At 46.2% G+C, this 26,832-nt stretch carries 19 protein-coding genes; 4 read left to right on the top strand and 15 right to left on the bottom strand.

The annotated features are described in order from the left end of the window. Positions 1–52 precede the first annotated feature (52 nt). Both A8806_RS19750 and A8806_RS19745 read right to left on the bottom strand, forming a co-directional pair. Positions 53–1,597, bottom strand: coding sequence for a family 43 glycosylhydrolase (locus tag A8806_RS19750; protein WP_109732888.1), 1,545 nt, complete (start codon positions 1,595–1,597; stop codon positions 53–55). Between the two features lie 78 nt (positions 1,598–1,675). Further along, complete coding sequence (locus A8806_RS19745; RefSeq protein ID WP_242996195.1) at positions 1,676–3,061, bottom strand: MFS transporter; 1,386 nt, start codon at positions 3,059–3,061, stop codon at positions 1,676–1,678. Between the two features lie 531 nt (positions 3,062–3,592). On the opposite strand from A8806_RS19745, the gene A8806_RS19740 reads away from it, so the two are divergent. Next, complete coding sequence (locus tag A8806_RS19740) at positions 3,593–4,525, top strand: 3-isopropylmalate dehydrogenase (protein WP_109732887.1); 933 nt, start codon at positions 3,593–3,595, stop codon at positions 4,523–4,525. Positions 4,526–4,712: 187 nt separating this feature from the next. Here A8806_RS19740 and A8806_RS19735 read toward each other — a convergent pair whose 3' ends face one another. Together A8806_RS19735 and A8806_RS19730 are read right to left on the bottom strand one after the other, a co-directional pair. Then, positions 4,713–6,926 (bottom strand): glycoside hydrolase family 3 N-terminal domain-containing protein, encoded by a 2,214-nt coding sequence (locus tag A8806_RS19735; RefSeq protein WP_109732905.1) that lies wholly within the window; start codon positions 6,924–6,926, stop codon positions 4,713–4,715. Positions 6,927–7,003: 77 nt separating this feature from the next. Next, positions 7,004–9,442: a glycoside hydrolase family 2 TIM barrel-domain containing protein gene (locus A8806_RS19730; protein WP_109732886.1), complete on the bottom strand. Its 2,439-nt coding sequence runs from the start codon at positions 9,440–9,442 to the stop codon at positions 7,004–7,006. Between the two features lie 201 nt (positions 9,443–9,643). Here A8806_RS19730 and A8806_RS19725 point away from each other — a divergent pair, with 201 nt between their 5' ends. Then, a complete protein-coding gene (locus tag A8806_RS19725) occupies positions 9,644–10,483 on the top strand; it encodes a hypothetical protein (protein WP_109732885.1) in 840 nt (279 codons plus the stop codon). 162 nt (positions 10,484–10,645) lie between these two features. Here the strand turns inward: A8806_RS19725 and feoB are convergent, their stop codons facing one another. Together feoB and A8806_RS19715 are read right to left on the bottom strand one after the other, a co-directional pair. Beyond that, positions 10,646–12,829 (bottom strand): ferrous iron transport protein B, encoded by a 2,184-nt coding sequence (gene feoB / locus A8806_RS19720; RefSeq protein WP_109732884.1) that lies wholly within the window; start codon positions 12,827–12,829, stop codon positions 10,646–10,648. Position 12,830: 1 nt separating this feature from the next. Next, positions 12,831–13,076, bottom strand: a complete 246-nt coding sequence (locus tag A8806_RS19715) for a FeoA family protein (protein ID WP_109732883.1) — start codon at positions 13,074–13,076, stop codon at positions 12,831–12,833. A gap of 158 nt (positions 13,077–13,234) precedes the next feature. Here A8806_RS19715 and A8806_RS19710 point away from each other — a divergent pair, with 158 nt between their 5' ends. After that, on the top strand, positions 13,235–13,675 hold the full coding sequence (locus A8806_RS19710; protein WP_109732882.1) for a metal-dependent transcriptional regulator: 441 nt from the start codon (positions 13,235–13,237) through the stop codon (positions 13,673–13,675). On the opposite strand, the gene A8806_RS19705 is transcribed toward A8806_RS19710, so the two are convergent. The 6 genes from A8806_RS19705 to A8806_RS19680 form a co-directional block, all read right to left on the bottom strand. Beyond that, the gene (locus A8806_RS19705; protein ID WP_242996194.1) at positions 13,627–14,733 is read right to left on the bottom strand and encodes an aromatic acid exporter family protein; all 1,107 of its coding nucleotides are present in this window, start codon (positions 14,731–14,733) and stop codon (positions 13,627–13,629) included. The genes A8806_RS19710 and A8806_RS19705 overlap by 49 nt on opposite strands. A gap of 141 nt (positions 14,734–14,874) precedes the next feature. Continuing rightward, complete coding sequence (locus tag A8806_RS19700) at positions 14,875–15,681, bottom strand: helix-turn-helix domain-containing protein (RefSeq protein ID WP_109732881.1); 807 nt, start codon at positions 15,679–15,681, stop codon at positions 14,875–14,877. 168 nt (positions 15,682–15,849) lie between these two features. Beyond that, positions 15,850–16,440 (bottom strand): hydrolase, encoded by a 591-nt coding sequence (locus tag A8806_RS19695; RefSeq protein WP_109732880.1) that lies wholly within the window; start codon positions 16,438–16,440, stop codon positions 15,850–15,852. A gap of 17 nt (positions 16,441–16,457) precedes the next feature. Then, positions 16,458–17,441: a diguanylate cyclase domain-containing protein gene (locus A8806_RS19690; protein WP_109732879.1), complete on the bottom strand. Its 984-nt coding sequence runs from the start codon at positions 17,439–17,441 to the stop codon at positions 16,458–16,460. Between the two features lie 164 nt (positions 17,442–17,605). Further along, complete coding sequence (locus A8806_RS19685) at positions 17,606–18,889, bottom strand: MFS transporter (RefSeq protein WP_109732878.1); 1,284 nt, start codon at positions 18,887–18,889, stop codon at positions 17,606–17,608. Positions 18,890–19,042: 153 nt separating this feature from the next. Continuing rightward, complete coding sequence (locus tag A8806_RS19680) at positions 19,043–19,687, bottom strand: TetR/AcrR family transcriptional regulator (RefSeq protein ID WP_109732877.1); 645 nt, start codon at positions 19,685–19,687, stop codon at positions 19,043–19,045. A 222-nt stretch (positions 19,688–19,909) separates the two neighbouring features. Between A8806_RS19680 and A8806_RS19675 the strand changes: the two genes are divergently transcribed. Further along, complete coding sequence (locus tag A8806_RS19675; protein WP_109732876.1) at positions 19,910–21,811, top strand: DUF2961 domain-containing protein; 1,902 nt, start codon at positions 19,910–19,912, stop codon at positions 21,809–21,811. Positions 21,812–21,909: 98 nt separating this feature from the next. On the opposite strand, the gene A8806_RS19670 is transcribed toward A8806_RS19675, so the two are convergent. Genes A8806_RS19670 through A8806_RS19660 form a run of 3 tightly spaced genes read right to left on the bottom strand, consistent with a single transcriptional unit; the run spans position 21,910 to position 26,819 of the window. Further along, positions 21,910–24,357, bottom strand: a complete 2,448-nt coding sequence (locus A8806_RS19670; protein ID WP_109732875.1) for a glycoside hydrolase family 2 protein — start codon at positions 24,355–24,357, stop codon at positions 21,910–21,912. 16 nt (positions 24,358–24,373) lie between these two features. Beyond that, positions 24,374–25,756 (bottom strand): GH1 family beta-glucosidase, encoded by a 1,383-nt coding sequence (locus tag A8806_RS19665; protein WP_109732874.1) that lies wholly within the window; start codon positions 25,754–25,756, stop codon positions 24,374–24,376. Positions 25,757–25,769: 13 nt separating this feature from the next. Further along, positions 25,770–26,819, bottom strand: a complete 1,050-nt coding sequence (locus A8806_RS19660; RefSeq protein WP_109732903.1) for an alcohol dehydrogenase catalytic domain-containing protein — start codon at positions 26,817–26,819, stop codon at positions 25,770–25,772. Positions 26,820–26,832 lie beyond the last annotated feature (13 nt).

Here is a 26,832-nt window from a genome sequence, read left to right as displayed (position 1 = left end):
AGAAAAGGACCTGCCGTAAGTGCTGGTCCTTTTCCTTTATCAATCTTTAATGCTATTGTATTCTAAATTCCGCGAAATCCAAATTCCCCTCTTTTACCCTGAAGTACAATGCATGCTCCCCTTCGACCCTCTCCATGTTCGCCGATACTTCTGTCCATGCTTCACTGCTTTCTGGCCCGCCAACTGGAACCCCGGCAATTCTTTGCCCCTCCAAAGAATCCAGCAGGACTTCCATGACTCCTCTGCCCCGCAGTGTAAGCCGTATAGACTTCTCATTACCGTCGAACCGGAAATACTTGAACCCCGCCGCAGCGCCTGCCCGCATATTGTGTATATAAGGGTATAGTCCATGTTCCGCATTGCGGTCCAGTTCTTCTGTGATATAAGGCATTTCTTCCGGGAGAGGAGGCAGGGGCTGTCCCGGCATGCTCATTATGACCTGCCCTACCTTTGTCCTGTCTCCCTCCGTCAGATGGCATGCAATATATGTCCTGTAGGATGCTTTAGACGGAAGTGCCCGGCCATTCAGGCCGCAGCTCGTGATTTCAACCTGCGGAATTGTTCCATCCTCCAAAATCTGAACCCGGTCAGCGCAGCCCTGACGGCTGAATGCTGTTCCGTGTGTATGTCTGTGCCAGAAAATATAGATCTCACGAGCCTGCTCATTTCCGGCCATTTCTTCGCCCGACACATTTTTGATATCCTTCTTTATTTCTATCAATCCGCCATGATTGTTTCCTGTGTAGTTGACCGGCAGCGTGTTTCCCTGATATCCTATATCGCCGTTGGATACAATGACACCTTTAAATGCAAAAGGTCCCTCCGGACTCTTAGACATCCCATAACACAGTTCGTGTCCCTGCAGACTGGAATAAACGAAATAGTACCAGTTTCCTATTTTACGGATACTGGATGCCTCAAAAAACGGATGTTCCTCATATGAAGTACCTGACGCAGTGTCCACCCCGTTTGCCACGCAGACCGGTTCACTTATGATCGTATGCATGTCATCCTTCAGCCTCACCATCATCGCCCCCGGGTAATTTGCATCCTCCATCCCCGGAAAACGCACCGGCGGGCAGAAGCCATAATACAGGTAGTTTCCACTTTCTTCACACAGAATCGCGGGATCAAACCATCTTCCGACCGTGGGAATACTTCCGTCCTCCCGCCTGACATAATCCAGAAATTCATATGTCCCGGCAGGGGTATCACACACCGCAACAGAAATCACATTAACCGTGTCCAGGGCGTAGTAAAGATAATATCTTCCGTCCGGCCCCTGAGTCACATCCGGTGCATATAAAAAACGTGTATTCTCCCCTGTAAAGGAAGGCTCATACAAAGGCATGCCCCCGTCATACGGTGCCCCGTTTATCGGGTCCTGCTCCTTTTTATAGATAGTTCCTTCACATCGCCAGTTTCCAAGATCATCTACCGGTGCACTCCAGCACACATAATCATCCTCACAGAAAGAAGTTCCGTTTAATTTATCATGGCTACCGTAAATATAAATCCGGTCCCCGAATATATGCGGCTCTCCATCCGGAATTGTTTCCCAGAACGGAAGATAAGGATTGACTGCTGCCTGTTTCATTATAATTCCTCCCTGCTTATCATTCTATATACAGCGGGACTCCCCAATAAGCAGGGAGTCCGGTTATATCTTACTATACTATTCCATTTTTGATTTCATCTCTTCAATTTCCGCACTGTACTTTTCTACCGGATTAAAGAATACACAGATGATCAGGATAATCCCCGTCAGGGACGGTGCGCCGAACTTCAGGAAATTCAATGCAAACATTGTAGATTCAGGCTGTCCGCCGATTGCCTCTGCAATATATCCGGATGCTGAAAGAACGGCCAATATGCCGGAACTAACTACTGTATTTCCGCATTTCTGGGCAAATCCCTTGATAGAAGAGATTACGCCATTTGCCGATAAACCTTCTTTATACTGTATGTAATCAATTGAATCATTTACCAGTACATTCACAAGTGCATTCTGCATTGCTGAGAAGCAGGATGAAATAAATGTCACTACACATAAAAACGTAAAGCTTGATTTTCCAAAGAAGAATAAAATTACATAGCATATAATAGAAGCCACCTGAGATACGATTAATGCTTTTTGCCCGGTTTTACAAATCTTCAATACAATAGGCATCAAAACAACCATAGAAACCAGAGCGCCTATAGAAATAACACCCATGTAAGCAGAAATCAGATCAGGCCTCATATAATAGTACTTCATGTAGTAAACAGAGGTAGAAAACATCATACCGTATCCCATTGATGCCATGATCCATGCAATGATATTCGGAAACAACTCTTTATGCTTTAAAACAAGTTTCATATCTCTGAATGCAGTTCCTTTTTCTACCGGCTGCAAGTACCTCTCTTTTGAAGTACCAAACAATCCCCAGAAGGATATGAAAGCGAAGACACCGCAAATAAGCATAAGCGGTACATAACCGTTGCTGAGTCCAATCCCCTGGAAGAACCCTGTGATCTGAGGTGTAAATGTATTTCCAATTGTAAATGCACATGCACAGACACCGGCACCCATCGTAATGATCATGTTTCTCTGCTGATTATTCTTAACACATGCAGGAAGAATCGCTACCTGAGGCATTGTATACATCGTGACCGTCATTCCATATCCAACATAAACAACCAGAATATAAATAATTTTCCCTGTTGTTGAAAATCCCCAATCGATCCAAAGCAATGTTGAAAACAATGTTAACAATATGGGGGCCGCAATAAAGTAAGGTCTGTAACGTCCCCATTTTGTATGTGTCCTGTCGGCGATCACTCCCATCATCGGATCGTTAATCGCATCCCATAAAGTTGCAACAAACATAATCATCGAACAAGCTGCTGCCGGAATCTTCAGGGTATCAGTCATATATACTGAAAAAAAGCTTGCTATCACTGCCGCAATTAACATAGCCCCGCCGTTAACAGATGTTGCATGGAACCATTTAAATGCTGTCGTAACTTCCTTATTTTTCTTCGGAACTGCTGCAGCACCTGCCGTCATTTCGTTTTCCATTTTTCTCTCTCCTTTTCCTGTTCTATTTTCACCTTCGTTCAAGATAGTTATAGTTTAGCGCAGCACAGTGTATAAATCCATGTTATAAATTACCCCAAATCCGACATTTTTTCATATCACTTTTCTGCATCCGGCTTTTTTTATTCGTAACCCGACATATCTTTTGACAACCTCAATTCGTTGCCTTTTGAAGAACAGGAATCCATACTTCTCATCTTTTTATATTATCAACAATATACCCTGATTTTTCAACAATAAACACATTGAAATTACTATCTGGCAATGCTATCCTGACCATACAAATCTTTATTTCCGGAATATTATATTTTCTGACTTTCGTCAAAAAATCCAGATTTGTATTTCACAATTGAATAAAGCTGTATTAGAAACAGAACCCACAGTTTACAGGCCTGACTGTGGACAATAGCAAAGAGAGCACTGTACATATCCATTTATACCGTAAGACGCTCTTTTTAAGTTACAAACAGATATACTCCGTACATTTCACATGCTATAATGGAGGTGTAATACATGACAGATAAAAGGCTGCAATGGCACCCGGCATTTATTGCCGCCATGCAGATTGACTTTGGAGAGGAGGCTGATCGTCTTATTTTTCTTTCCGAGTTGGAATTAAACAAGATGCCCATGCGGATTGACGCACTGGTCATTAAAAAAAGCGGCTCTGAACCGTTGAAAAAGAATATGGGCCGATTATTAAAGGGACATAATATCTTCGAATATAAAAGCCCGGAAGACACCCTGAATATTGATGATTTTTATAAGGTTTATGGCTATGCCTGCTTTTACAAGTCCAATTCAGAGCAAACGAATGCAATTAAACAGGATGATATCACTATAACATTCGTCTGCAGCAGGTATCCGCGTAAAATGCTGGAAGAAGTTACACGTTTTCGAAAACTTGAAGTCCGAAAGACTGCCCCGGGAATTTATTATCTGGAGGGTGACCCCTTTCCAATACAAATTTTAATATCAAAAGAATTATCCCCGGAAGAGAACCGATGGCTGGGCAGTCTGCGTACAGACTTACAGCCTGACCAGAGTCTGAATGTTTTGTTTGAAGACTATGAGCAGCATAAAGATTCTAAACTCTATCAGGCTGCTATGGATTTAATAGTGCGGGCTAACCCCGCGGCAATGGAGGAGGCGAGATCAATGTGCGAAGCGCTGCATGAATTATGGGCTGATGATCTGGAAAAGGCAACTAAGGAAATTGCTAAAGAAATTACTAAAGAAGTTACCAAAGAAGTTACCAAAGAAGTTACCAAAGAAGTTACCCACAATGATATCCTGCTTTTTGTTGAAATTCTGCTTGAAGACGGATACGGGGAATCCACCGTCTGTGAAAAACTACATCAGAAGTTTCACATTCAGAAAGCGGATATTCAGGATTACATACGGCAGGTACAGGGCAAAAATGCCTGTTTACAGACAGGCTTGTGAGCAGTGATTTGGAACATATAATTTATTTTTTGCATTTACCATAATTAAATATGAAGATACCGGGTAAGCGTCCACATCGGACCCGGCATTACATCAAGTTATCCACATAAGATATCAACAGTAAGCTTTCATCTTATGTGGATATTTTGTAGCTTTTCAAGATTTTGAACAGTTACGAGATTTTTTCTTAGACCCGTAGTACTGCTTTTTCACACAAGGAACAGTTTGAGTCTCCACCGGCATAGAATACAAACTCTCCCGGGTCAATTACATAGTTCATGTTCCAGTCATAATATCCCAGTTCTGTAAATGGTATGATGAATTCTACCGATTTTGTCTCTCCTGCCTCTAATAGAACTTTCTCAAACGCTTTCAGCTGCCTTACGGGCCGTACTCTTTTTGCAGTTTTATCCTGGACATAGCACTGCACGATCTCTTCTCCGTCCCGGCACCCGACATTTTTTACGCTAACATGGATTCTGAATGCAGACTCCTCACATCTCACCTGCAGACCGCTGTATTCATATTTTGTATAGCTGAGTCCATATCCGAAGGGATAGACCGGGTCAAGGGGGGTGTCTATATACTTGGAAGTGAATTTTGACTTTCCACCCGGCCGTCCAGTTTGAATATGTGCGTAATATACCGGGCACTGTCCCGACGCATATGGAAACGTCGCAGTCAGCTTTCCACTTGGATTCGCATCTCCAAACAGGATATCCAGCACTGCGCTGCCCGCTTCTGTACCGGGATGCCATGCTTCCAGAATCGCAGGGACCTTTTCTGCAATATGCGGAATGGACAGAGGTCTGCCATTAAACAGTATCGCGACCACCGGTTTTCCTGATGCCATCAGTTTTTCCACAAGCGCAATCTGCTCTCCGGGCAGCGTGATATCGGCCCTGCTGGCCGCTTCTCCACTTTCATCTTTCTTTTCACCAAGCACGGCAAGGAAAACATCTGACTTCGCCGCCATTTCCGTTATATTCTCAGCATCACGGCTGTAGTTATACGTAATCCCTCTTAGCTCGCATGCCTCCAGAATACTGACACAATCCTCCGGATTGGAGCCAATGGCCCATGCGCCTGTCATCTCTTTCTTGTCTTCAGCCAGTTCCCCGAAAATGCCGAGACATGTGCCTTTCTGAAGAGGAAGAAGCGGTCCGGCATCAGATTTTCTCCGGGTACCATCCTTATCCGGCATGCAGTCGTTCTTGAGGAGCACCATCGACTTTACTGCCGCCTCTCTTGCCAGCGCTCTGTGATCTGTTTTCAATAATGTACTTTTTTCACGCTCTTCATCCGTCTGGTATGGGTTGTCAAACAGTCCCAGTTCAAACTTCACCCTGAGGATATGTTCCACGGCACGGTCTACAGTTTCAATTTCTGTCTCAGAATTCTGCACCAGTTTTAGAAGCTCCCCGGCATAGACATTTGAGGTCATATCCATCTCCATGCCCGCTTCCAGGGCTGCCTTTGCAGCCGTTTTTCTATCCGGGACAATCCCATGTTCCACGCATTCCGCAATGGCATTGGCATCACTGATGGTCATCCCGTCAAATCCCCACTGTTCGCGCAGCACATGCTTCAGCAGCCAGCCATTTACAGAACAGGGCACACCGTTTATGTCATTAAAGGCCGGCATGATTGCCCGCGCCCCGGCATCCACGCATGCCTTATACGGCGGAAGATATTCCTCGAACAGCTTTTGCATGGACATATCCACACGGCCATAGTCTTTTCCCGCCTCCACGGCCCCATATGCCGCAAAATGCTTTACACAGGCAGCCATCGAATCTGTTTTTTCAAGGTCTGCCCCCTGAAATCCACGAACCTTGGCCGTACCATATGCAGAATTTAGAAAAACGTCTTCCCCTGCCCCCTCGCTGATGCGTCCCCAGCGTGCATCCCTTGCGACGTCCACCATCGGGGCAAATGTCATATGGACACCGCCGGAGGTCGCTTCTTCGGCCGCCATTCTGGCCGTCCGCTCCCAGAGCCCGGGGTCCCACGCACAACTTTCCGCCAGCGGGATCGGGGTTACTGTGCGAAAACCGTGAATTACATCATACCCGAACAAAAGGGGAATACCAAGTCTTGTCTCTTCCACGGCTATTTTCTGCAGTCTGTTTGCAGTCTTCGCATCGCCTACGCCATTATAGGATCCAATCCTGCCCGCTTTCAGGTCATCTTCGTGAAAATCCTGTTCCGCAGTACTCATCAGTCTGCCAAATTCCTCTTCACTGATACGCCCGTCAAACATCATATCCAGCAGTTCTTCAAAACTAACCTCGAAAGCCCCGACTAAAGAAGGACCACACTGCCGGAGCTGTCCGATTTTTTCTTCCAGTGTCATTTGAGACATCAGGCTTTTGATTCTCTCATCATAATTTTTCTTCATTAAATACACCTCCGAAACCTGCATGCACATGTTTCCTATTCGTTACTGTGCATACCTTTCTGGTGCGCACAGTACTCCTATTCTGGCATCAGGTTTAGTTTTGCATGCTTTCCGTCCTCTGAACTGACTTGGACATTTATCTCACCGGAACCTGTCCTCATAAGAATAATCTGGGCCCGTCCATGAAATGTTTCTGTTACACCTTCGTTAAAATTATATGACGGCTTCGGATTCCCACTGCCGAAGCCCGCCGCCACCGCGCAGCCCTCTACATGCAGGCTCAGCCGGATATCCCGGTCTGTTACCAGATTCCCCGTACTGTCCTTAAGCAGCACGTCGATATAGAAGAAATCCTCCTTCATCTCCGGTTCGGCCGCCATTACAATCCTGTACTCCTCTGCCGCAGTATGAAGCTCCATTCTTCCCAGTTCATTCCCGTTCTCATCATAGGAAACCGCGGTTACCGTGCCCGGCTCATAAATGGTCTCAAAAAGTGTCCTGAATCCAGCTTTCTTTCCCGCCGTCTTTCTGCCGCAGGACTTTCCGTTGACCAGCAATTCTGTTTCGGTTCCCGGTGAATATACCTCCACTATGGCAGGCTGTCCCTCACAGCCTCTCCATGTCCAGCTTGATACCGTGTCACTTATGACCCACGGTGTTTTGATCAGCTTCTGTCCATACCGGTTCGGGTCCTGCACTGCAATATAAGGATCTTTTCTCAATCCAAAGACAACTTCACGAAAGTAAGATGCGGGCCTCCTGTAACCCGTAATATCCAGATCTCCCGGATACGCAAGCTGGCACGGGAATCCGGCACCAAATCCGCCTTCTCCCCATTGATAGGCGGGTACACCAACACCTGCTTCGCCAATATAGTCCCAGCCGGTCCATGTGAAATCACCAATAACATGGTTATGCTTCTCAACCAGATTCCAGTTTCTTGCAATTTCAGGTGGGTATGTCTCACTTCCCACAATAACACGGTTCGGATATTTCTCCCCATCTATCTCATATCTGGCTGTCATATAATTATAGCCTGCAATATCCACGCCTGCACATGCCTTTTCCAGACGCTCTGTGATCGCCTCATGAACCACGATTTCATCCAGATGCCCATCCATCAGTGTCATGAAATCATTCACATTTCCGTCGATTTTTCCTTCCCGGCTCAGATCAGATACAACATCAGACACAATCCTGTCCACCTGGTCTCCGGCTGCAAACACACCATTGATCGATGCCAGTGTGTATCTCGTATCATCCAGCTCTTTTATTTTCCCGCTCAGGTCACTGCAGATTTTTGCCCCGTGATCCGTTCCGATCTCGGGAATCTCGTTGCCGACAGAATACAGGATGACGGACGGATGATTATAATCTTTTCTTACCATAGCCGTCACATCGCTTTCCCACCATTCCTGAAAATACAAACCGTAATCATAATTGGACTTGCACCGGTTCCACATGTCAAAAGTCTCATCCATGACATACATCCCGAGAGCGTCGCATGCCCGGAGCATGGCTGGGGCCATCGGGTGATGGGACATGCGGACCGCGTTAAATCCTGCTTCTTTCAGCTTCCTGATCTCACGGAACTGCACAGGTTCATACGTGGCAGTTCCCAGCAGCCCGCTGTCATGGTGGATACACGCCCCCCTTAATTTTACTGTTTTTCCGTTTACGCGCAGCCCTCTTTTTGCATCCAGCTGAAGCGTCCTGATCCCGAATTGTTCCTTGCTTTCATCCAGTACACCTCCTTGGTTAAGAAGTCGTGTCGTACAGGTATACAGTGCAGGATGATCCTCTGACCAGAGCTCTGGCGCCTCCACGGTCACCCGCTGTGATACCGTCCGGGTTTCCTGAGAAAAGAGCACAACAGGTGTCACTTCACTCGATACAACGTGGCCTTTTGCGTCCCTGACCACCGTTTCCAATGTCAGTTCTGATGCTCCATGACAGTTGTTTTGCAGCTCTGTATTTATATGCAGTACTGCGTATTCCCTGTCCGCCGATTCTGTTTTAATCTGCACCCCTTCCGGTACAATATGTACAAGGCCGGATACCAGCAGATATACATCACGGTAGATGCCGCCCCCGGAATACCAGCGGCTGTTTGTCATCGCGCCGTTCCTGACCTGGACACGGATTTCATTTTCCTCACCAAATCTCAGGTAGTCGTTAAGAGCCACATAAAATGTCGTATACCCGAACGGGTTCTTTCCTGCAAGCTGCCCGTTAACATAGACAAAGGCGTTCATATAAACACCTTCAAATTTCAGCATAACGACCTTATCTTTATACTCTGCCGGAGCCTGAAACAAGTTAACATAGGTATAAATATCACCGTCCCGGTATCCGGTATTGCCTCCATTTTCGCTTTCCGCATGTGCGGGCTTCTCAATCATTGCATCGTGCGGCAGTGTCACATCTGACGCAATATCAGGTATGTTCCACACCAGGGCAAACGAGTCCTTATCCACCCAGAATTTCCAGTTATCATTAAATTTTTGTTCAAACATTTTTTCTCCTCTTCCTTTTCTTTCTGCTACCCTTATTTTAAAAGTGTTTTTCCTGAAATACCACTTCATAAATTTATGGAAATCCGACATTTTATAAGATGATCGATACAAGAGCACTTTTATGCATGGGATTTCTTTTAACATGATATAATAAAATTAAAGAAGAAGAGAAACGAGTATTGATGGAAGGAGGCCATACCCATGATGAAATCCCACAAAATGTCCCTCGCTGTTTTATGCATATTTGTCACCCTGTTTTCTGCCGCCTGTGCAAAGGCTCCAAAGCAGGAGGAGGATACCGAATGGGTATTCAACTCCATCCACACTTATAATCAGGACAGGGTAAAACAGTTCAGTAAAACCATCATCACAGAAACAGCAGCCGGTACCTATGAAAAGACGCAGATCCTGATTTCAGACTCCAATAATGACATCGTGTATATGAACTGTGTACAAAAAGGACCCGGCAATTATCATTTATATACCCGTGACTACATGATGCTCAAAGACGGGAAAGGTTATGACATTTACAAATATGACACACAGGAGACTTTTTACAAAACAGAAATCAACACAGACTTCATAAACAATGCTTTTAACTCTATGTATATAATCCTCTCGGATAAAGCAGAAGCCAAAATTCTGGGAAATGAGACAGTCGACGGGACCGACGCCGTCAAAGTTCTTGTGACGGACCGTGATTTCCCCCGTATCCAGAACTCCAGTGATTTCTCAAAACTATATGCACAGGCTGTTGTCTCTGACGTTTATCAGGAGGAACTAAAGGCTGCTCACGATAATTATATGAATATGAAAGAAAAGGAATGGACCTTCTGGTTTTCCAAAGAAGACTCTCGTCTGCTCAAGATGGAATATGACAACACGCTGGACACGACATTTACATATTACACCCTTGCCGCTGCCAATCAGGGGATCTGTGCTGAAAAAAATGTCCCGTCAAAGGAGATTGTAACAGGTTATATAAAGTCAGGAAATGACTGTGACAAGATTGAAGTTCCTTTAGAATATCAGACTTTATAGATGAGTTCGCGCTGCATCAATGCGGCACGTATATTTAAAAGCTATACAGGGCTGCTTTGTCCTGTATAGCTTTTTTATTCCCGGGGGCAGCGATTCAGGGCTGCCTGACATTAGCGGCTTTTCTGTTACTATGCATAGCCTCTGGCCGTGAATGGAGACGCTTTATATAAACAGATACGCCGTCTGTGCCACGATAAAGCACAGGACCATACCCGCCAGTGTGGGGATTACCAGTGCAGTAAATGTCCATTTCCAGCTTCCGGTCTCTTTCTTTATGGTCAGCAGTGTCGTAGAACACGGCCAGTGCATGAGTGAAAACAGCGTCGTGCAGACTGCCGTGACCCAGGTCCACCCGTGGCTGACAAACAAATTTCTCATCTCTGTCAGGCTATCCATTTCCAGAATACTCCCCTGTGCCATATAAGCCATGATGATAATTGGAACAACGATTTCATTGGCCGGAAGTCCAAGAATGAAGGCAATCAGAATCACACCGTCCAGCCCGAACAGTCTAGCAAACGGGTCCAGCATGGCAGCACAGTAATTCAGAAGACTCTGGTCACCGACAAAAATATTTGCGGCGGCCCAGATGAATAGACCGGCTGGAGCTGCCACCATTACCGCACGCCCCAGTACGAACAGGGTTCTGTCGAAAATAGACCTGACGATGACCTTCCCGAACTGTGGTCTGCGGTATGGCGGAAGTTCCAGTGTAAAGGAGGACGGCACTCCTTTTAAGATCGTTCTCGAGAGAAGCCACGACACTAAAAATGTCATACCGACCCCAAGCATGATAAATAAAGTCAGTAAAATGGCGGATAGCAGTGACGTACCTGCCCCTTTTGACGTTCCTATGAAGAACATCGTAATGATCGCAATCAGGGTCGGAAATCTCCCGTTGCACGGCACAAGGCTGTTGGTCAGAATGGCGATCAGACGTTCTCTCGGGGAGTCTATAATCCGGCATCCGGTGACTCCCGCAGCGTTGCACCCGAATCCCATGCAGAGTGTTAATGCCTGTTTCCCGCAGGCACAGCATTTTTTAAACGGTTTATCCAGATTATATGCAATCCTCGGCAGATACCCCACATCCTCAAGCAGGGTAAATAATGGGAAAAATATTGCCATCGGCGGCAGCATGACTGAAACGACCCACGCCAGCACTCTGTATACGCCCAGCACAAGCATCCCATGCAGCCAGGCCGGCGCCCCCATATAACGGAAAAACTCTGTCAGCCGGTCCTGCACCCAGAACAGTGCTTTTGACAACATCTGTGACGGATAGTTTGCCCCGGTTATGGTAAGCCACAGGATCACCATCAGAAGAACCGCCATAATCGGATATCCAAGCCATTTTCCCGTCAGTATATGATCGATCTTTCTGTCTTTTAAGTCAGACCGTTCTTTTTCATTTGCTACAGCTGCCCGGCTGATTTCTTCGGCCGTGGCCATTACGGAAGAGACGATCTCTTCCTCCAGCCGTTTCTGGTCCAGACCAGCCTGTGCCAGAAGCTTCTCTGCACGAGGCAGTGCCTCTCTGACAGGCAGTTCCTGACAGATGTCCTTCTGAAGGTATGTACGCACCCCTTCATCCAGAGCACTATCATAATCCAGAAGTTTTAGTGCAAGCCATCTGGGTCCCGGGCCTTTCAGTTTCCTCTGCCCTATCCTGCATTTCTCATATTGAAGCGCAGTCTCTTCCAGCACCGCCTCTGCCGCAGGTTCTAGTATGGCAATTGCCTGCTCAACCGCATCCGGATAGCATATCCGGTATCTCCCGTCAGAATCATACATCCTGCGTCCGTCGTCTGCGCAGCAGACAGCTACAGCCTTCACGGTAATCCTTTCACTGTCCATCATATCGTCCAGTGTATCTAAAAGTTCATCAATTCCCTTCCCGTCACGGGCGACCATGCCGATGACGGGAACCCCCAGTTCCTTTGAGAGGGCATCCAGATCAATATGAATCCCCTTTTTTGCTGCTTCATCCAGCAAGTTCACACATACTATGACACTGCCTGTAATCTCCATAGTCTGGAGTACGAGATTCAGATTCCTTTCCAGACACGTTGCATCGCACACTACGACAACCGCATCTGCGTCACCAAAACAGATAAAGTCCCGGGCGACTTCCTCCTCCGCAGAGTGTGCCATGAGAGAATAAGTGCCCGGTATATCCACCATTTTGTAAGAAAATTTTTCGGTACTGCAGTACCCCGTTGCGTTCACAACCGTTTTTCCCGGCCAGTTTCCTGTATGCTGGTGCAGGTTCGTCAGATTATTAAAAACCGTACTTTTCCCTACATTCGGGTTGCCCGCAATCGCAACAACGCGTTCTCTGTCCATACTATACTCCTTCCGGCAGCTGAATCATAATATTCCCGCAGTCTTCTGAACGGATTGCGATCACCGCACCGCGGATCAAGAATGCACAGGGGTCCCCGCCGGGGCTTCTGCCCACACATTCCACTTTTGTCCCTTTCACCAGGCCGATATCCAGAAGCCGCCTGTGGATACTCCCGTCAGCCTTTAGTTCTCTGATGACTGCCTTCTGTCCCGGGTGTATATCATTTAAACAGAATTCCTTTTTCATAAGCGCCACCGCCTTAACATAGAATTTAGGAGAAGGAAACTTTCTTTCCTGATTCTATAATATTAAATGATTCTCATTGTGTTACTAATCTCTGAGAAATTCATAATTAAATATGGAATTACAAACGTAGATTTATGATGAATGGGAGAAATATTTTAATGGACAATAGAAATGATTTTTATACACAAAAAGGATATGAACTTCACAGTACAGATGATTTAACTGCTTCTATGGAAGATTATCTGGAAATGATATGCCGGATGCTGAAATTAAACGATGTGGTAAGGATACAGTCCTTATCTGAAAATCTGCACGTCAAGCCCTCCTCGGCCTCTAAGATGGTAACCGCCTTAAAGGACAGAGGGTATATTTCCTTTCAGAAATATGGTTATCTGACTGCCACGGAGAAAGGACTTGATGCAGGAAATTATTTACTTTACCGTCACGATGTCCTGCATGAGTTTCTTTGTCTGCTAAATCATTCTGATAATGAACTGGAACAGGTTGAAAAAATTGAGCACTACATAGACCGCAGGACCGTGCATAATCTTCAGATGTTACTGGGAGAACTGAAATCTTCGACCTCTTTTTTCCAGTAAATCTGAAACTGTGTGTCATCAATGCGCTCCACAAACTGCCGCTTATAATTCAGAAAATCTTCCAGATCCATCAAGATATGATAGAGCACCGCACGGCTTTCAAATTCTTCCCGGGTCTTCGGAAGTTCCTCTTTTTTCATATCATTTGACAGCTGTTCCAGCCTTTTCAACTGATTTTCAGGGTCATTCATCTCAGTCACATGCCGGGACAGATAGTGGATATACTCCGCGATCACGGCTGCCTGTCTGGGCACCTGCTTAATCTTTTCCATTTCATAATGCAGATTATGAAGAGCTTCACACTGCTTTTCCCGCATCTCAAAGTAACGGCCGTAATAACTCGTATGGGGCTGAAAAGTATTATTATAGTATACCCGGGCCTGCTGGATAAAATCATCCAGATCTTTTGTCAGCAGTTCCAGTTTTTCCCATACGGCATCCGCGCCTGTCCCCTCCTTCTGACCTTCCCGGTTCTCCGAATGCAGGAGGTACCAGGACAGTTCATTCAATATATTCTGGAAGGCACCTTCTGTATATCGCATATTTGCAATTATTTTATTTCTTTGTAAATTATTATTTTGAAACAAGTTTACGATGACAGCTATGGTAATCCCCAGCAGTATGATCAGAAACTCATTCATAATAAAAGAGAAACTGAAGTCACGTACAGCCAGAAAATGGGTCCCGATCACGGCATTTACGGACGCGGTCACTCTCCAGCCAATCCATTCACTTGCAAGAATCAGGAAAAATACGAACACTCCGAATGCGGCCCCCTCATTCTTAACCTGCGTAAATATTATCCAGCACAGGAGAACCGCCATGAAAAACGTGATAATACGCGCGGCCGAAAGCTTCAGTGTTTCCCATTTCGTCGTAAGAATTGTGAGCAATGTTACCATCCCGGCCGACGCGGCAAATTCCAGATTGAGCGCCGATGCCGCAAACATCGCCGCGCCGCTTCCCGCTGCAATCCTGACTGCCTGTACGATTGTATCCGCAGCCGGCATTTTGTCTCTTTTTTGTATTCTTTTCATCTTCGACTTTAAATTTTCCATATCCGTCATCCCTTCTTTCCATATCATGTCCTCTTTTCTTTCAGACTATCCTGACGTATCGCAGACTCCATTCAGGACACCCACCAGTGGTATTGAAAAACGCTGCAGACTGAGAGACTTTCTCCGTTCTGCAGCGTCTTTTTATTTTATATTCATTCCGATCATAGTAAAAAAGTCCAGCAGCGGTTTCCATAATCCGGGATGATGTTCCAAAAGGAATCTCCGTATCGTGGTTTCTGCAATTCCGTCATAGTACGTCAGCTCATGAATTCCGCGGGTGCTCTCCCCGATGACCGTCTTTCCTCCTGCCGCAACACCGACCGCAATCTGGCTTCCGTAAACCGCAACACCGCCTGCATAGACTCCGACTGCCGCGGTTCCAAATGCCAGTAATCCGAATGCCACGACCCCCAGAGCCGCAATTCCCACCGAAATAACACCAAGTGCAAGCGCTCCCAGTGCCAGACAGCCAAACGAAAATATGCCTGTGGATAAGATTCCTATGCTAATCACCCCTACAGAAACATTACCGATTGCGATTATCCCTTTCGCGACTGAGCCTTTCCCTAATCTGCGCGAAAGCCTTATAGAAACGAGCGGAATCCCGGCAATCTTCGTCTTGCTTGTAAACTCGTATCCTCTCATATAGCTTCGGATTTCATCCACTGTTTCCTCAAGTCTTGCAGCATCATAACCATTCTTCCTGTCTGAATCCCCGTCACCGGAATCATCTCTTTCTGTCTCATTCTCAATATAATCCTTTACCAGATAGTCCACACTTACATCAAATATCTCCGACAGGGTGATTATTTTCATCAACTCCGGCAATGCCAGTCCTGATTCCCATTTACTCACGGACTGTCTTGTGACTCCAAGCCGGTCCGCAAGCTGTTCCTGGGACATCCCCCGCTGCTTTCTCAATGTAATTAGTTTTTCATCAAATCTCATGTCCGCCTCCTGATCTCCTCTTTAAATGAATGAAAGGGTATGTCTGATGTTCATGTGCACCAATGCAATGAATCATTAAACATACCCTAAACCATCCTGCTAAATCTGACAAGAACATGCTGCATTGCAATTTGTCAACCAGAGGTTGCAGGGCCGCAGAACTGTGGTTTAAGCACTATATTCTTCCATCGCTTTGCTGATACTTTCTTCACAGGAGCGCATCGCCAGAATGGTCTTTTCAAACAGATCGTTCAATTCCCATCCAAGCTTCAGGGCGCCCTCGCGGATCACATCTCTGGAACATCCGGCGGCAAATCTTTTATCTTTAAATTTTTTCTTTATACTGGATACTTCCATATCCATTACGCTTTTTGAAGGACGCATCAGGGCAGCTGCACCGATCAGCCCTGTCAGCTCATCCGCGGCAAACAATACCTTCTCCATCTCATGCTCCGGTTCGATATCACTGCAGATCCCATATCCGTGTGAACAAATGGAACGGATCATATCCTCCCCCACACCGCCTTCTCTCAGCAGTTCCGGTGCCTTCTGGCAATGCTCTTCCGGATAAAGTTCAAAATCAATATCGTGGAGAAGCCCGGTAATTGCCCAATAATCATCTTCGTCCGCAAAACCAAGTTCATTTGCATACCAGCGCATTACACCTTCTACCGTCAGCGCATGCTGAATATGAAACGGTTCTTTATTATATTTCTTAAGCAACTCTAATGCATCTTCCCTTGTGATTTTACTTTTCATTTTCTCTTCCACCTTTCTTAATCATGATACCAGCAGTATTTAGCTTTACCGGAGGCTTTCGCCATGTACAGGGCCCGGTCTGCCTTATAATAAAGATCTTCAAAGTCTGCCTGCCAGGCTTTCGCACAGGCAATCCCGATCGAACAGCTTTGTTCGAATTGTACCTCACCAAGCACCTCACTGATCTGGCTTATCAATCTTTCCGCGAATTTTTCTCCCTCTTCCTTCGTCCTTTCTCCCGGAAGAAAAATCATAAACTCGTCACCGCCGACCCTTCCCGCAATTTCCGGGGACTTTACATTGTCTGCCAGTATGCGGGATGCTTTCTTGAGTAATTCATCCCCTGCAAGATGTCCAAAGCAGTCATTCACATGCTTGAAATCATCCAGGTCAATCACAAACATCAGTCCTCCAGCTTTATCTTCTGTCAGCAGCCTGTTAATATGCAGTTCTGTATACTGCCGGTTATACAGCCCGGTCATCGAATCCAGCTGGATGCTCTTCTCCAGAACAGCGCTTCTCTTCAGAGCCTTTTCTGCAAGATTAGCAAACGTCTTCGGGTAATATTCCCCCTCCTGCTGGTAAATATATGGCACAGACTGGTGAATACTGTCAATCATCAGTTTCCCATCGGCTTCTCTGTGCACCGATGCCGTAATTCTCGTATCCATATTGATGATCACCTGTTTTCCCTCAGTATTCGTCTCACAGGCCTCAAACTCCCCATATACCACACATGCATCTTCCGTAATCTGCTTCGCCTCAAACCATTGCCTCTTGATCGTAAACTCAATCCCGCTGGCTTCTTCCTGATCCTTCTCCAGCCATTGTAAAAGTGATTCAAGATTATGATAAAACTCATGCTTTCCTGTTCCAATCACAATGATATCAGGAGAAAAATACGGAATCATGCTTTCAATCTTTACCGGATCGCCCGATATATAACTCTCCATCACACGTCCAGTCAAAAGGCTGGCTTCCCTGCATATCGAATCCTTCATATCCGCCTCCCGTGTCCTAAAATTCTGAAATCATCATAACATAAAAACGCCTGCATTGTCGACTTTATTTCTGCCTGCATTTCCAGCCTTAATTTCAGAAAATTCTGAAAACGGTCCGCAAAAGGGTCTGACCCCTTTGAACCGAATACTCCGATGCCTTCGCATTATTCCATATTCAGGTTTCCCTCCCCCTGTTCCAGATCTTTTATACCCAAAAAGGCCGGTCTGGCAGCTACACTTAGCAGAATGATACATACAGCCGATCCGACCATAATCCACATCACATTATTTCTGAATGCATCAAAGAGTACGCCATATATAACCTGCCCAAGCGGCTGTGCACACAAGGTCACTGTTGCAACATATGCCATCACCTTTCCCAGAAGCTCATTCGGTGTCCTCTGCTGAATCAGTGATACGCAATAAATGGAAAAAATGCTGACCAGTACCTGCATAACTGCAATTGAGAGTAAAATAATCAGGTAAATCATTTTTTCATTATCAAGCAAAAACCCCATTCCCATCGGAATCATACATATCCCCACTGCCAAAGGGTATTGATACATCTTATCAGCCTTCAGCCGTCCTGCGGCGACTCCTACAATGACACTCCCTAAAATAGCTGTAAGACCGCAAACGCTTTCCGCCGCCCCCGCATATTCCGCATTCAGTCCCAGAATCGTCCGTATCATAAAGGGCATGCCTACGTTTACCGTTCCCATGATGAAAAAACTGATTGCAGATGCTGCAAGGAGGATCTTCATGATCTCGGGCCTTTCTCTTGTAATAAAGCTGAAACTGATTTTGAAATCGTTTCTTATTACACGTATCCAGCTCTCATGAAGAGTTTCTTTTGTAAACGGGAGTCTGATAAAAATTTCCAGAAATGCAGTCAGGAAAAATCCAAGGACACTGACAGCAAGAACTGTTTTTACACCGAAAGCAGTATAGCATGCGCTCCCGATAAACGGGGCGATCAGCGCAGCCAGTGCCGCCACCTGGTTGACAACCGCATTCGCCTTGATGATGTTGTCCCCTGTCTGCATTTGTGGCACCGCGGCCTGCACAGTCGGGGATTCGAATGCCGCAAGTATGGAGTATGCAGTCAGCGCCGTTCCTACAATGATAACAGCATTGGATTCGCGAATCGTAAGCATCGTAAACACAGCGATTACCCCTGACAGAAAATCAAGTCCCACCATAATGTTTCTCCGGTTGGCCCGGTCGGCCAGAACACCGCCAAACGGGGACAGTATCACCGTAGGAATCATGGAGACTGCCAGAAGCCCTGCAAATATAGACGCAGAACCCGTCAGATCAAGTATATACATGGATAACGCAAACCTGAGAATCGTATTGGCGAACAGAGAACTTACCTGCCCAAAGACCAGAAGGGTAAAATTTCTACTGAATAATTTTCCCTCTGTATTTGTTTTCATTTGACTCATAAAATTTCCTCCTATTATTTATACATGTTGTATGTATGTATTTAGTTAAAAAAATATTGCCTGCCTTGTTTGAATATTCACGATGCCGAGGAGGACGCACTGCAGCATATAATTCTTACGCTGCAATGCGGTTCCTGACCGCAGGACTCCTTATCACTCTTCCCCTGCAGTCTCAAGAACTGTCTCCAGCCGGGCAAAAGTTTCATCATCCAAGAGCGGGACCCCCAGAAAGGCACTCAAATCTTTTACCATCTCCAGCCTTGCAAGCCCCTCTTCCCTGGTGAAAGGAAATATGGTCGGCACCATCCAGAAATTGGTCAGAAAAGTAAATAATTCAGCAATCTGCTTCGGATGCCTGCACTTCACAGACCCATCCCGGATGCCTTCCTCGATCAGTTCCTGATACGCCGGAACAAGCACATCCCGGTTACTCTCGATAAACTCGGCTAAAAACTTCGGATTCTCCAACAGAGATACGGCCTGCCCGCTCAATTTACGATAATCCGTCTCCACCGTAGTGTCCTTTATGATCTGCTGCAGTTTCTGAAGCCCGTTCAGCTCCTTTTGCTGTTTCACCTTCTCAAATGGATTGTTTTCACGGAACATCTGATCCGTCAGGGCATCAATCACTTCCTCCTTTGACTTGAAATGATGGTAGAAAGCCCCCCGCGTCAACCCTCCCAAATTGTCTACGATATCAAGCACGGTCGTATTCTCATAGCCTTTTTCCATAAACAGCTTCATAGAAACCTCCAGAATCTTCTGAACCGTCTCTTCCGGGTATTTATTTCTCGGCATATTATCACCTCTTTACATACAGTTTGTATGTTTAACTTAACAGATGGTTCCGGCCTTGTCAAGTAATAAATACATTGTGTATGTAATTCCTTTTCATTTCTTTTTTCCTATAAATCATAGTTTTCTCCATTGTGATTTTTCCTGTTTTTCTTATAATTAACGTAACTGTTCAAGAGCATAAACAGTAACTAATTAACCCAACAAGCAAATAAGGAGAACCTCATGAATACAATGTTAGATTTTAAAGCGCTTCCGGTACCAAAACAGGGCTGCCGGGCACACTATGAAGGCAGCATAGACAAGCAGGGACTGAATGCAGACTGGGACTGGTCCCTATATCAGGATGCCAATCAGGAATGGGTTCTTTTCGAGCATCTTGGACCGGGATGCATCTATAATTTTGTTCAGCACCGGTATCCAAGCTGTGATGAACCTGAATTCCGTTTTTATTTTGATGGTGAAGAAACTCCACGTTTTACAATCCGCCATTCTGAATTTGGTGAAAAATACCCTTTACAGGAACCCATTTCCTCCCGCTACATAGGTCCCTATGATAATGGGCGCGGTCCAATCCGCGTTGTACGCAGCTTCGTACCCATGCCTTACAAAAAAAGCTGTAAAGTAACCAGCACAATCCGGCTGGAGGGCTGTGACCGTAACAAAAACGAAGGCGGATGGGGGCATGTTGTATACCATGCATATGAAAACGCTGATGATATCGAAACCTTTACCCCGGATGAAAGTCCTTATATCGGGAAGCTAATCTCACTTTGGAAACAGGCAGGAAGTAATGTCCATACTTTGGAGCATCCAAAATATCAAAGACATCATTCGTTCATTTTACAGCCTGGGAAGTCTTACCGGATATGTTCCCTCAATACAGCAGCAGCGATCACAGGTATTCGTTTTCTTACCGAAGACTATCACCCATCTCATCTGCACGACCTCTCTCTGCAGGCATTTTGGGATGGCCATGCTTTGCCGGATCTGAATGCCAGCTTTGGATGCCTGTTCTCGAACGAGCTTGGATATCACAGTGTACGTTATCTCCTCTCCGGCATGGATACACTTGGCGGCTACTATAATTTCTATCCGATGCCTTTTGCCAAAGAATGCAGCATGTTCATAAAAAATAGCGGCAAGACTCCTGTATCCATCCCCTTCTGTGAAATATCATATACGATGGAATGGAATGATTACTATAACGAAAATGGTTTCCTATATTACCGGAGCACTCCCTATTATACAAGAAAGCATACCGAAGGCGCCGACAGTATACTGGCAGAGGTTTCCGGCAGTGGCCACATTGTCTCTTCTATTATTACCGGCTTCGGCGAAACACCCGAATCCCGGGCAGATTGTGAGGGAGATGTGCGCATCCATTTTGATGGAATCCGTACTCCGCAGATTGAAAGCGATGGTTCAGAAAGCTATTCCTGCTATGGCTGGGGGTTCGAGACTCCTCAGGAATATAATCCGGCAAGCGGGTATGACGGGCACGGGCACAAGGACTGGTCCATGCATCGCTCCCTGATGGGTGACTGGTATCCCTTCCATTCAGGCTTTCGGTTCGGCATTGAATCCGGCGGCAGCAATGACTTATATATGGAGCATTCCGGCATGATATTCTATTACGGCAGCGATGATATACTGCTTAGAAAACTGCTGGATATCAACTTTGATGATCCTGATACACTGACAGCCGTGGACTATCAGTGCAAAGAACCTCTGGCGCTTACCACACTTACTTCCTATTTCGAGGGCGATGATGACCATCTGCCGGTTACATTTACCGGACATTACGCAGTATGCAGCAGACATTTTAAAATCCAGATCCCCCCAAATGCTTCCAGCTTAGTCCTCAGAAGAGTAAGCGATCAAAAGCAGGGGCGCCAGAGGGCTTCCGTTTTTATAGATGGAGCTGAAATAGAGGAATATCCTTGGTATTTCCCTGATTTCAATCCCTATAAGCGTTGGCTGGAAGATGAATTCATCATCCCCCACAGGTATCTGGAAGGAAAATCCCACGTAACCGTTACCATAACCCCGCAGCCATGCGACCCCGATTTTCCAAATAAGATAACCTGGAATGAATTCGGCTACCAGATATTCTCTTTGAGATAAAGTCAAAGACCTCGCAGCGAGAGCTGTGGGGTCTTTTGTTTACATCCATTTCAGTCCGTGCTTAACGTGCGCCACTGGCACACAGCACTTATTAAGTTCTATCTGATGTCGTACACGCTTCTGACATGCAGTTTTTTGACATCTCCCTGAAGCACTCTGATTCTCCGTACCCCTTCGTTCATGTCAAAATAATTATCTTCCAAAATCAAATCTTCGTTTTCATTTTGTATCTCAATGCTTTTCGCATAGGCTTCCGTCCTTACCAGAATATCCCCGCCATCTGCAGTCACCGTAAGCTTCGGATCTACATAATGGAAAAACTTCGGCAGCGACAGAATTACGGTGGACCCGGATATCCATCTGCCCTCTTCATACAAGTCAAAGCTTACATATTCCTGCCGCACGGAAAGCTTGGGCAGTTCAATCTTCTTTGTCCATATACTGCTCAGCGGCCTCACATATAACTGCTCCCTTTCTTCACGGATAACTTCTCCTGTATTTTTCCTTACTGCCCAGATAATCTGTACCTTATGCCCTTCCATCGTCTCATTTGACACATTAAAAGTAACACTTTTATCTAAATGGAACGGCTGTGCATTTACATTTGTATTCTGGGTCAGGACGCCTTCCTCCTGACAGGACAGGAGAAGTGGGGAAAAGAAGCGCTTTGCATAATAATGCAGCGCCTTCCACCGCCCATAATAATCAATTGATGACCACGAAGCCACGGGCCAGCAGTCATTCAGCTGCCAATACACTGCCCCCATGCAGCGCCCTCTGTTTCTCCTGAAATGCTCCACCCCATATTTGATTGCCTCCCCCTGTAAAAGCTGAGATGCATATAATAGAGTGTCAAAATCCGTCGGATAAAGAAATGTCTGGTACATATAATTCATAATCTTACCATTGGCCGCATCATTCCTCTGGTGCTTTTCCATTACATAAGAAAAAATATTCCGGTCCTCAGGGAGCGTGTAGGATTCTATCGTCTTCCTGCAGGGGAACGACTGAAATCCAAATTCACTGGCATACCGGAAATAATGTTTCCTGTATTCGGAAAATGGCTTATCTCCGTGCCATACCTCCCAATAGTGGACATCCCCCCGATTCGGGTCATTCGGAAAGTCAAAGCTGCCGCCTGAGGATGGGCTTGCGGGCCAGTAATAGGTCTGCGGATCCTCCTTTTTCAACACCTGGGGGATGATATATTCATACATCTTGATATAATCTGCCTTCTGTTTCAGAGTATTGACCCATGTGCCCTCATCTACAAACATCTCCATCTCATTATTTCCACACCATAATCCCAGGCTTGCATGGTGGCGCAGCCTGCGCACATTGTCCTTGATCTCTGCACGGATATTCGCATCAAAATCTTCTGTCAATTCATATACTGCACAGGCAAACATCAGATCCTGCCATACAATAAACCCAAGTTCGTCACACAAATCATAAAAATAATCATGAGGATAATATCCGCCTCCCCATACACGGATGCAGTTAAAATTCGCCCTTTTGCACTGCAGCAGCAAATCTCTGGTCCTCTCCCTTGTAATCCTGCCAAAAAGATTATCCTCGGGAATGTAATCTGCCCCCATAGCAAAAATGCGGACACCATTTACCTCATGGGCAAAGCTTTCCCCATATTCATCCTTTTCCCGGCTTACAGTCATGGTACGAAGCCCAATTCTTTTTTCCCAGCAGTCTGCTTCAATATAATGGGGATCTGCCTCACTTATTCTGGTATATAAGACCACCTTCACCTCATACAGGTTCTGTTCCCCAAATCCATTCGGCCACCACAGCCGTGGATTGTCAATTGTCACTGAATCCGGAGAATCCCATACTGTAGTCCTGCTGCCATCAGGTGCAGTGATTGACACACTGTATTGAACATCTGTATCCGAAGCCTCTGTCTCAACATGGAACTGCAGCCTCACCGCATCCTCCATATGCTGCTGTGTCACATAAACCGAGTCCAGACGGCACTGCCCGAATCCTGCCAAGGATATGTTCTTCCAGATTCCGGCATCGGGAAGCCTTGGCCCCCAGTCCCATCCGAACATGCAGTGTGGCTTACGGATCTGTGGGAAGCCGTCCAGGCTGTGCTCAGAGCCAAGTGTCACACATTCGGCGAATCTCTCCCTGATAAATCTGGTTGGTGAGTGAAAATGGATTCTCAAGTGATTCTCATCTGCATTGATTCTCCCAGTTACCGGAAATTTCCATATCCGGTGCATGTTGTCCGCACTGCCAGCCAGTTCCCCATTTAGATACACCTCTGCAATCGTATCCAGCCCTTCACATTGAAGCATGATATTTTCGCATTCCAAAAGCTCTGTATCCGGTACAAATGTAGTCTCATATATGAAATCGTTCTCCATCAGTTCCAGCGCCTGATCTTCATTATCCCGCCAGAATGGGTCCGGAATTTTTTTATTTTCCAGCAGGTCACCGTAAACGGAGCCCGGCACCCTCGCCGGGATTTTTTCTGACTCACCCAGTATCTGTAAAGTCCAGTTTTCATTCAAATTTTGTTTATACATAACAACCTCCTAAAAACTAAAACCCTTCCGGCTTCTGACCATCCAGCAGTGCACCGCCGGAACGGATCAGATCCCTGTACCAGTATGCAGAATCCTTAGGAATACGTTTTTGCGTCTGATAATCTACATAGACCATCCCAAACCGCTCGGTATATCCTTTTGCCCACTCAAAATTATCCATAAATGACCATGCGCAGTACCCCGCCACTTCAACGCCTTCCCGCGATGCCCTGTTCAGTTCCCACAGATACCTGTACATAAAGTCAATCCGTGCCGGATCATGTACCTTCTGGTCTGCCGATACCCAATCATGGCATGACAGTCCGTTTTCTGTAATGATAATCGGGAGGTGGTAGCGTTCATACAGGAATTTAGGTCCCCAGTAAAGGCTTTCAGGCACTACTGCCCAGCCGATAGCTGTGCGCGGATACCCTGCTTTGCGCTTTTCCCTGATACATCCACCCTTTCCGTCTGAGCCGACCGGATAGCCGTGATAGATATTCTGCCCATAAAAATCCAACGGCTGGCAGATCGTCTTCATGTCATCCTGTCCGATATGCGGCAGGCTTTCTTCGAACAGACGCAGTCCTTCCTCAGGATAGTGCCCAAGTATAACCGGGTCACTCCACCAGCTTGTACTCCACACATAATTGTCAGCATCTGCACCAAATCCAAAATATGCATTCCTTGCCGCCTCTATATCTTCCTTACTTTCACTCACGGGAACCGGAACCGTTGAAGTCGGTGCATAGCCAATCTTCGCATCCGGTACTATGCTCCGTATTGCCTGTACGGCAGTTCCATGAGCCAGCAGGACGTTATGTGCCATTTCCAGAACCGCCCTTTTTGACATCTTGTTTCCCGGGGCATGTTCACACGTCACATGTCCCAGACCGATAAAGCACTGCGGTTCATTGAACGTGATAAAGTGTTTCACCCTGTCCCCAAGACCTTTGGCAACAGCCGATGCATATTCTGCAAACCAGCCGACACTCTCCGGGTTCTGCCATCCGCCCTTCTGATACAGCGTATATGGCAAATCCCAGTGAAATAATGTAACAAGCGGTACAATGTCATAGGAAAGCAGTTCATCCACCAGATTACTGTAGAAAGCCATTCCTTTCTCATTTATTTTCCCGGTGCCTTGCGGGAGGATCCTCGACCATGCTATTGAAAATCGGTATGCCTTGATGCCCATTTCAGCCATCAACGCGATATCTTCACGATAACGGTGATAATGGTCACACGCCACATCGCCGTCATGTCCTTCCATTATCTTTCCCGGACGGGAGCAGAAGTCTTCCCATACAGTCATGCCCCGTCCGTCTTCATATGCTGCGCCTTCAATCTGATAAGATGAAGTAGCACTTCCCCATAAAAAATCTTTTTGAAAAGCCATATTGTCCCCCTATCTAATCAAATACAAAAATATTCTTCAGATTTCTTCCTTCTCTGGCAGCCTCAAAGGCCGTTTCATACTCCTCCAGCCTGTATGTGGCAGATACAATCTGGTTAATATCCAGTACGCCGGCTTCTACCAGTTTCATACACTTACGGTACTGGGTAAGGCTGGCCCGGCAGCTTCCGGTGAGTATGAGCTGTTTGTAATGAATCTGATTCGTATCTACCGTAATCTGGCTTTTCCCGGCGGGAAGTCCCCCAAAGAAATTCACTCTTCCGTTCATTGCCAGCAGCTCCAATGCCTGTTCCTGTGCCTGTGGGGAGGGGCAGGCTGTAATACATACGGATACCCCTTTCCCACCAGTCTCTTCCATCACAAACGCTTTCAGATCATCTCCTGCATAGGTCTTAAAAAACGAATCGAATTCCCTGCAGATGTTGATTCTGTTCTCATTCAAATCTGTAATCATGACCTTTGCCGCACCTGCCATCTTAGCTAACATACCGTGCATAATGCCAATTGGACCTGCACCGATAATCAGCACGGTATCGCATGGACCAATCGCCGCCTGCTCGAATCCGTTATACACACATGACAGTGGTTCCAATATTGCCGCCTTTGCAAAAGTCATTTCTTCACTGATTTCAACCCGGGCAACATTCCCCTGAATCACCGCCGCCTCCGGTATTACCATATATTCTGCAAATCCTCCGTCCATATTAATTCCGAAAGCCCGGTACTCACTGCACAAATGTGTATTGCCGGAGACACAGGCATCGCAGATGCCGCAGCCCATGTTCGGGGCGATTGCCACATCCATTCCCGGCTGATACCCTTTTACTGCCTTTCCGGCTTCTTCAATGGTACCTGCAATCTCATGTCCGTAAATTCTTGGATTCTCTCTGGATACATCCTTATAGCCATTCTGTATCATCCGCAAGTCGCTGCCGCACACCGCCGCTGCCTTCACTTTCAGCAGCAGCTCCCCATCACCTATTTGCGGAATGGGAATCTCATTCAGCGAATATTCATTTTTTCCGTAAAACTGCAATGCCTTCATCTTATTCACTCCT

Source organism: Faecalicatena orotica, assembly GCF_003149245.1.
In the GTDB taxonomy this organism is placed as follows: Bacteria; Bacillota; Clostridia; order Lachnospirales; family Lachnospiraceae; genus Faecalicatena_A; species Faecalicatena_A orotica.
Note: the sequence above shows the minus strand (reverse complement) of the source record. Positions and strands in the feature narration are given on the sequence as shown.

Excerpts from the sequence above, each read along its gene's own strand:
- A8806_RS19750 (WP_109732888.1), bottom strand. The coding sequence starts at position 1,597 with ATGAAACAGGCAGCAGTCAATCCTTATCTTCCGTTCTGGGAAACAATT.
- A8806_RS19745 (WP_242996195.1), bottom strand. The coding sequence starts at position 3,061 with ATGGAAAACGAAATGACGGCAGGTGCTGCAGCAGTTCCGAAGAAAAAT.
- A8806_RS19740 (WP_109732887.1), top strand. The coding sequence starts at position 3,593 with ATGACAGATAAAAGGCTGCAATGGCACCCGGCATTTATTGCCGCCATG.
- A8806_RS19735 (WP_109732905.1), bottom strand. The coding sequence starts at position 6,926 with ATGAAGAAAAATTATGATGAGAGAATCAAAAGCCTGATGTCTCAAATG.
- A8806_RS19730 (WP_109732886.1), bottom strand. The coding sequence starts at position 9,442 with ATGTTTGAACAAAAATTTAATGATAACTGGAAATTCTGGGTGGATAAG.
- A8806_RS19725 (WP_109732885.1), top strand. The coding sequence starts at position 9,644 with ATGATGAAATCCCACAAAATGTCCCTCGCTGTTTTATGCATATTTGTC.
- feoB (WP_109732884.1), bottom strand. The coding sequence starts at position 12,829 with ATGGACAGAGAACGCGTTGTTGCGATTGCGGGCAACCCGAATGTAGGG.
- A8806_RS19715 (WP_109732883.1), bottom strand. The coding sequence starts at position 13,076 with ATGAAAAAGGAATTCTGTTTAAATGATATACACCCGGGACAGAAGGCA.
- A8806_RS19710 (WP_109732882.1), top strand. The coding sequence starts at position 13,235 with ATGGACAATAGAAATGATTTTTATACACAAAAAGGATATGAACTTCAC.
- A8806_RS19705 (WP_242996194.1), bottom strand. The coding sequence starts at position 14,733 with ATGGAAAATTTAAAGTCGAAGATGAAAAGAATACAAAAAAGAGACAAA.
- A8806_RS19700 (WP_109732881.1), bottom strand. The coding sequence starts at position 15,681 with ATGAGATTTGATGAAAAACTAATTACATTGAGAAAGCAGCGGGGGATG.
- A8806_RS19695 (WP_109732880.1), bottom strand. The coding sequence starts at position 16,440 with ATGAAAAGTAAAATCACAAGGGAAGATGCATTAGAGTTGCTTAAGAAA.
- A8806_RS19690 (WP_109732879.1), bottom strand. The coding sequence starts at position 17,441 with ATGAAGGATTCGATATGCAGGGAAGCCAGCCTTTTGACTGGACGTGTG.
- A8806_RS19685 (WP_109732878.1), bottom strand. The coding sequence starts at position 18,889 with ATGAGTCAAATGAAAACAAATACAGAGGGAAAATTATTCAGTAGAAAT.
- A8806_RS19680 (WP_109732877.1), bottom strand. The coding sequence starts at position 19,687 with ATGCCGAGAAATAAATACCCGGAAGAGACGGTTCAGAAGATTCTGGAG.
- A8806_RS19675 (WP_109732876.1), top strand. The coding sequence starts at position 19,910 with ATGAATACAATGTTAGATTTTAAAGCGCTTCCGGTACCAAAACAGGGC.
- A8806_RS19670 (WP_109732875.1), bottom strand. The coding sequence starts at position 24,357 with ATGTATAAACAAAATTTGAATGAAAACTGGACTTTACAGATACTGGGT.
- A8806_RS19665 (WP_109732874.1), bottom strand. The coding sequence starts at position 25,756 with ATGGCTTTTCAAAAAGATTTTTTATGGGGAAGTGCTACTTCATCTTAT.
- A8806_RS19660 (WP_109732903.1), bottom strand. The coding sequence starts at position 26,819 with ATGAAGGCATTGCAGTTTTACGGAAAAAATGAATATTCGCTGAATGAG.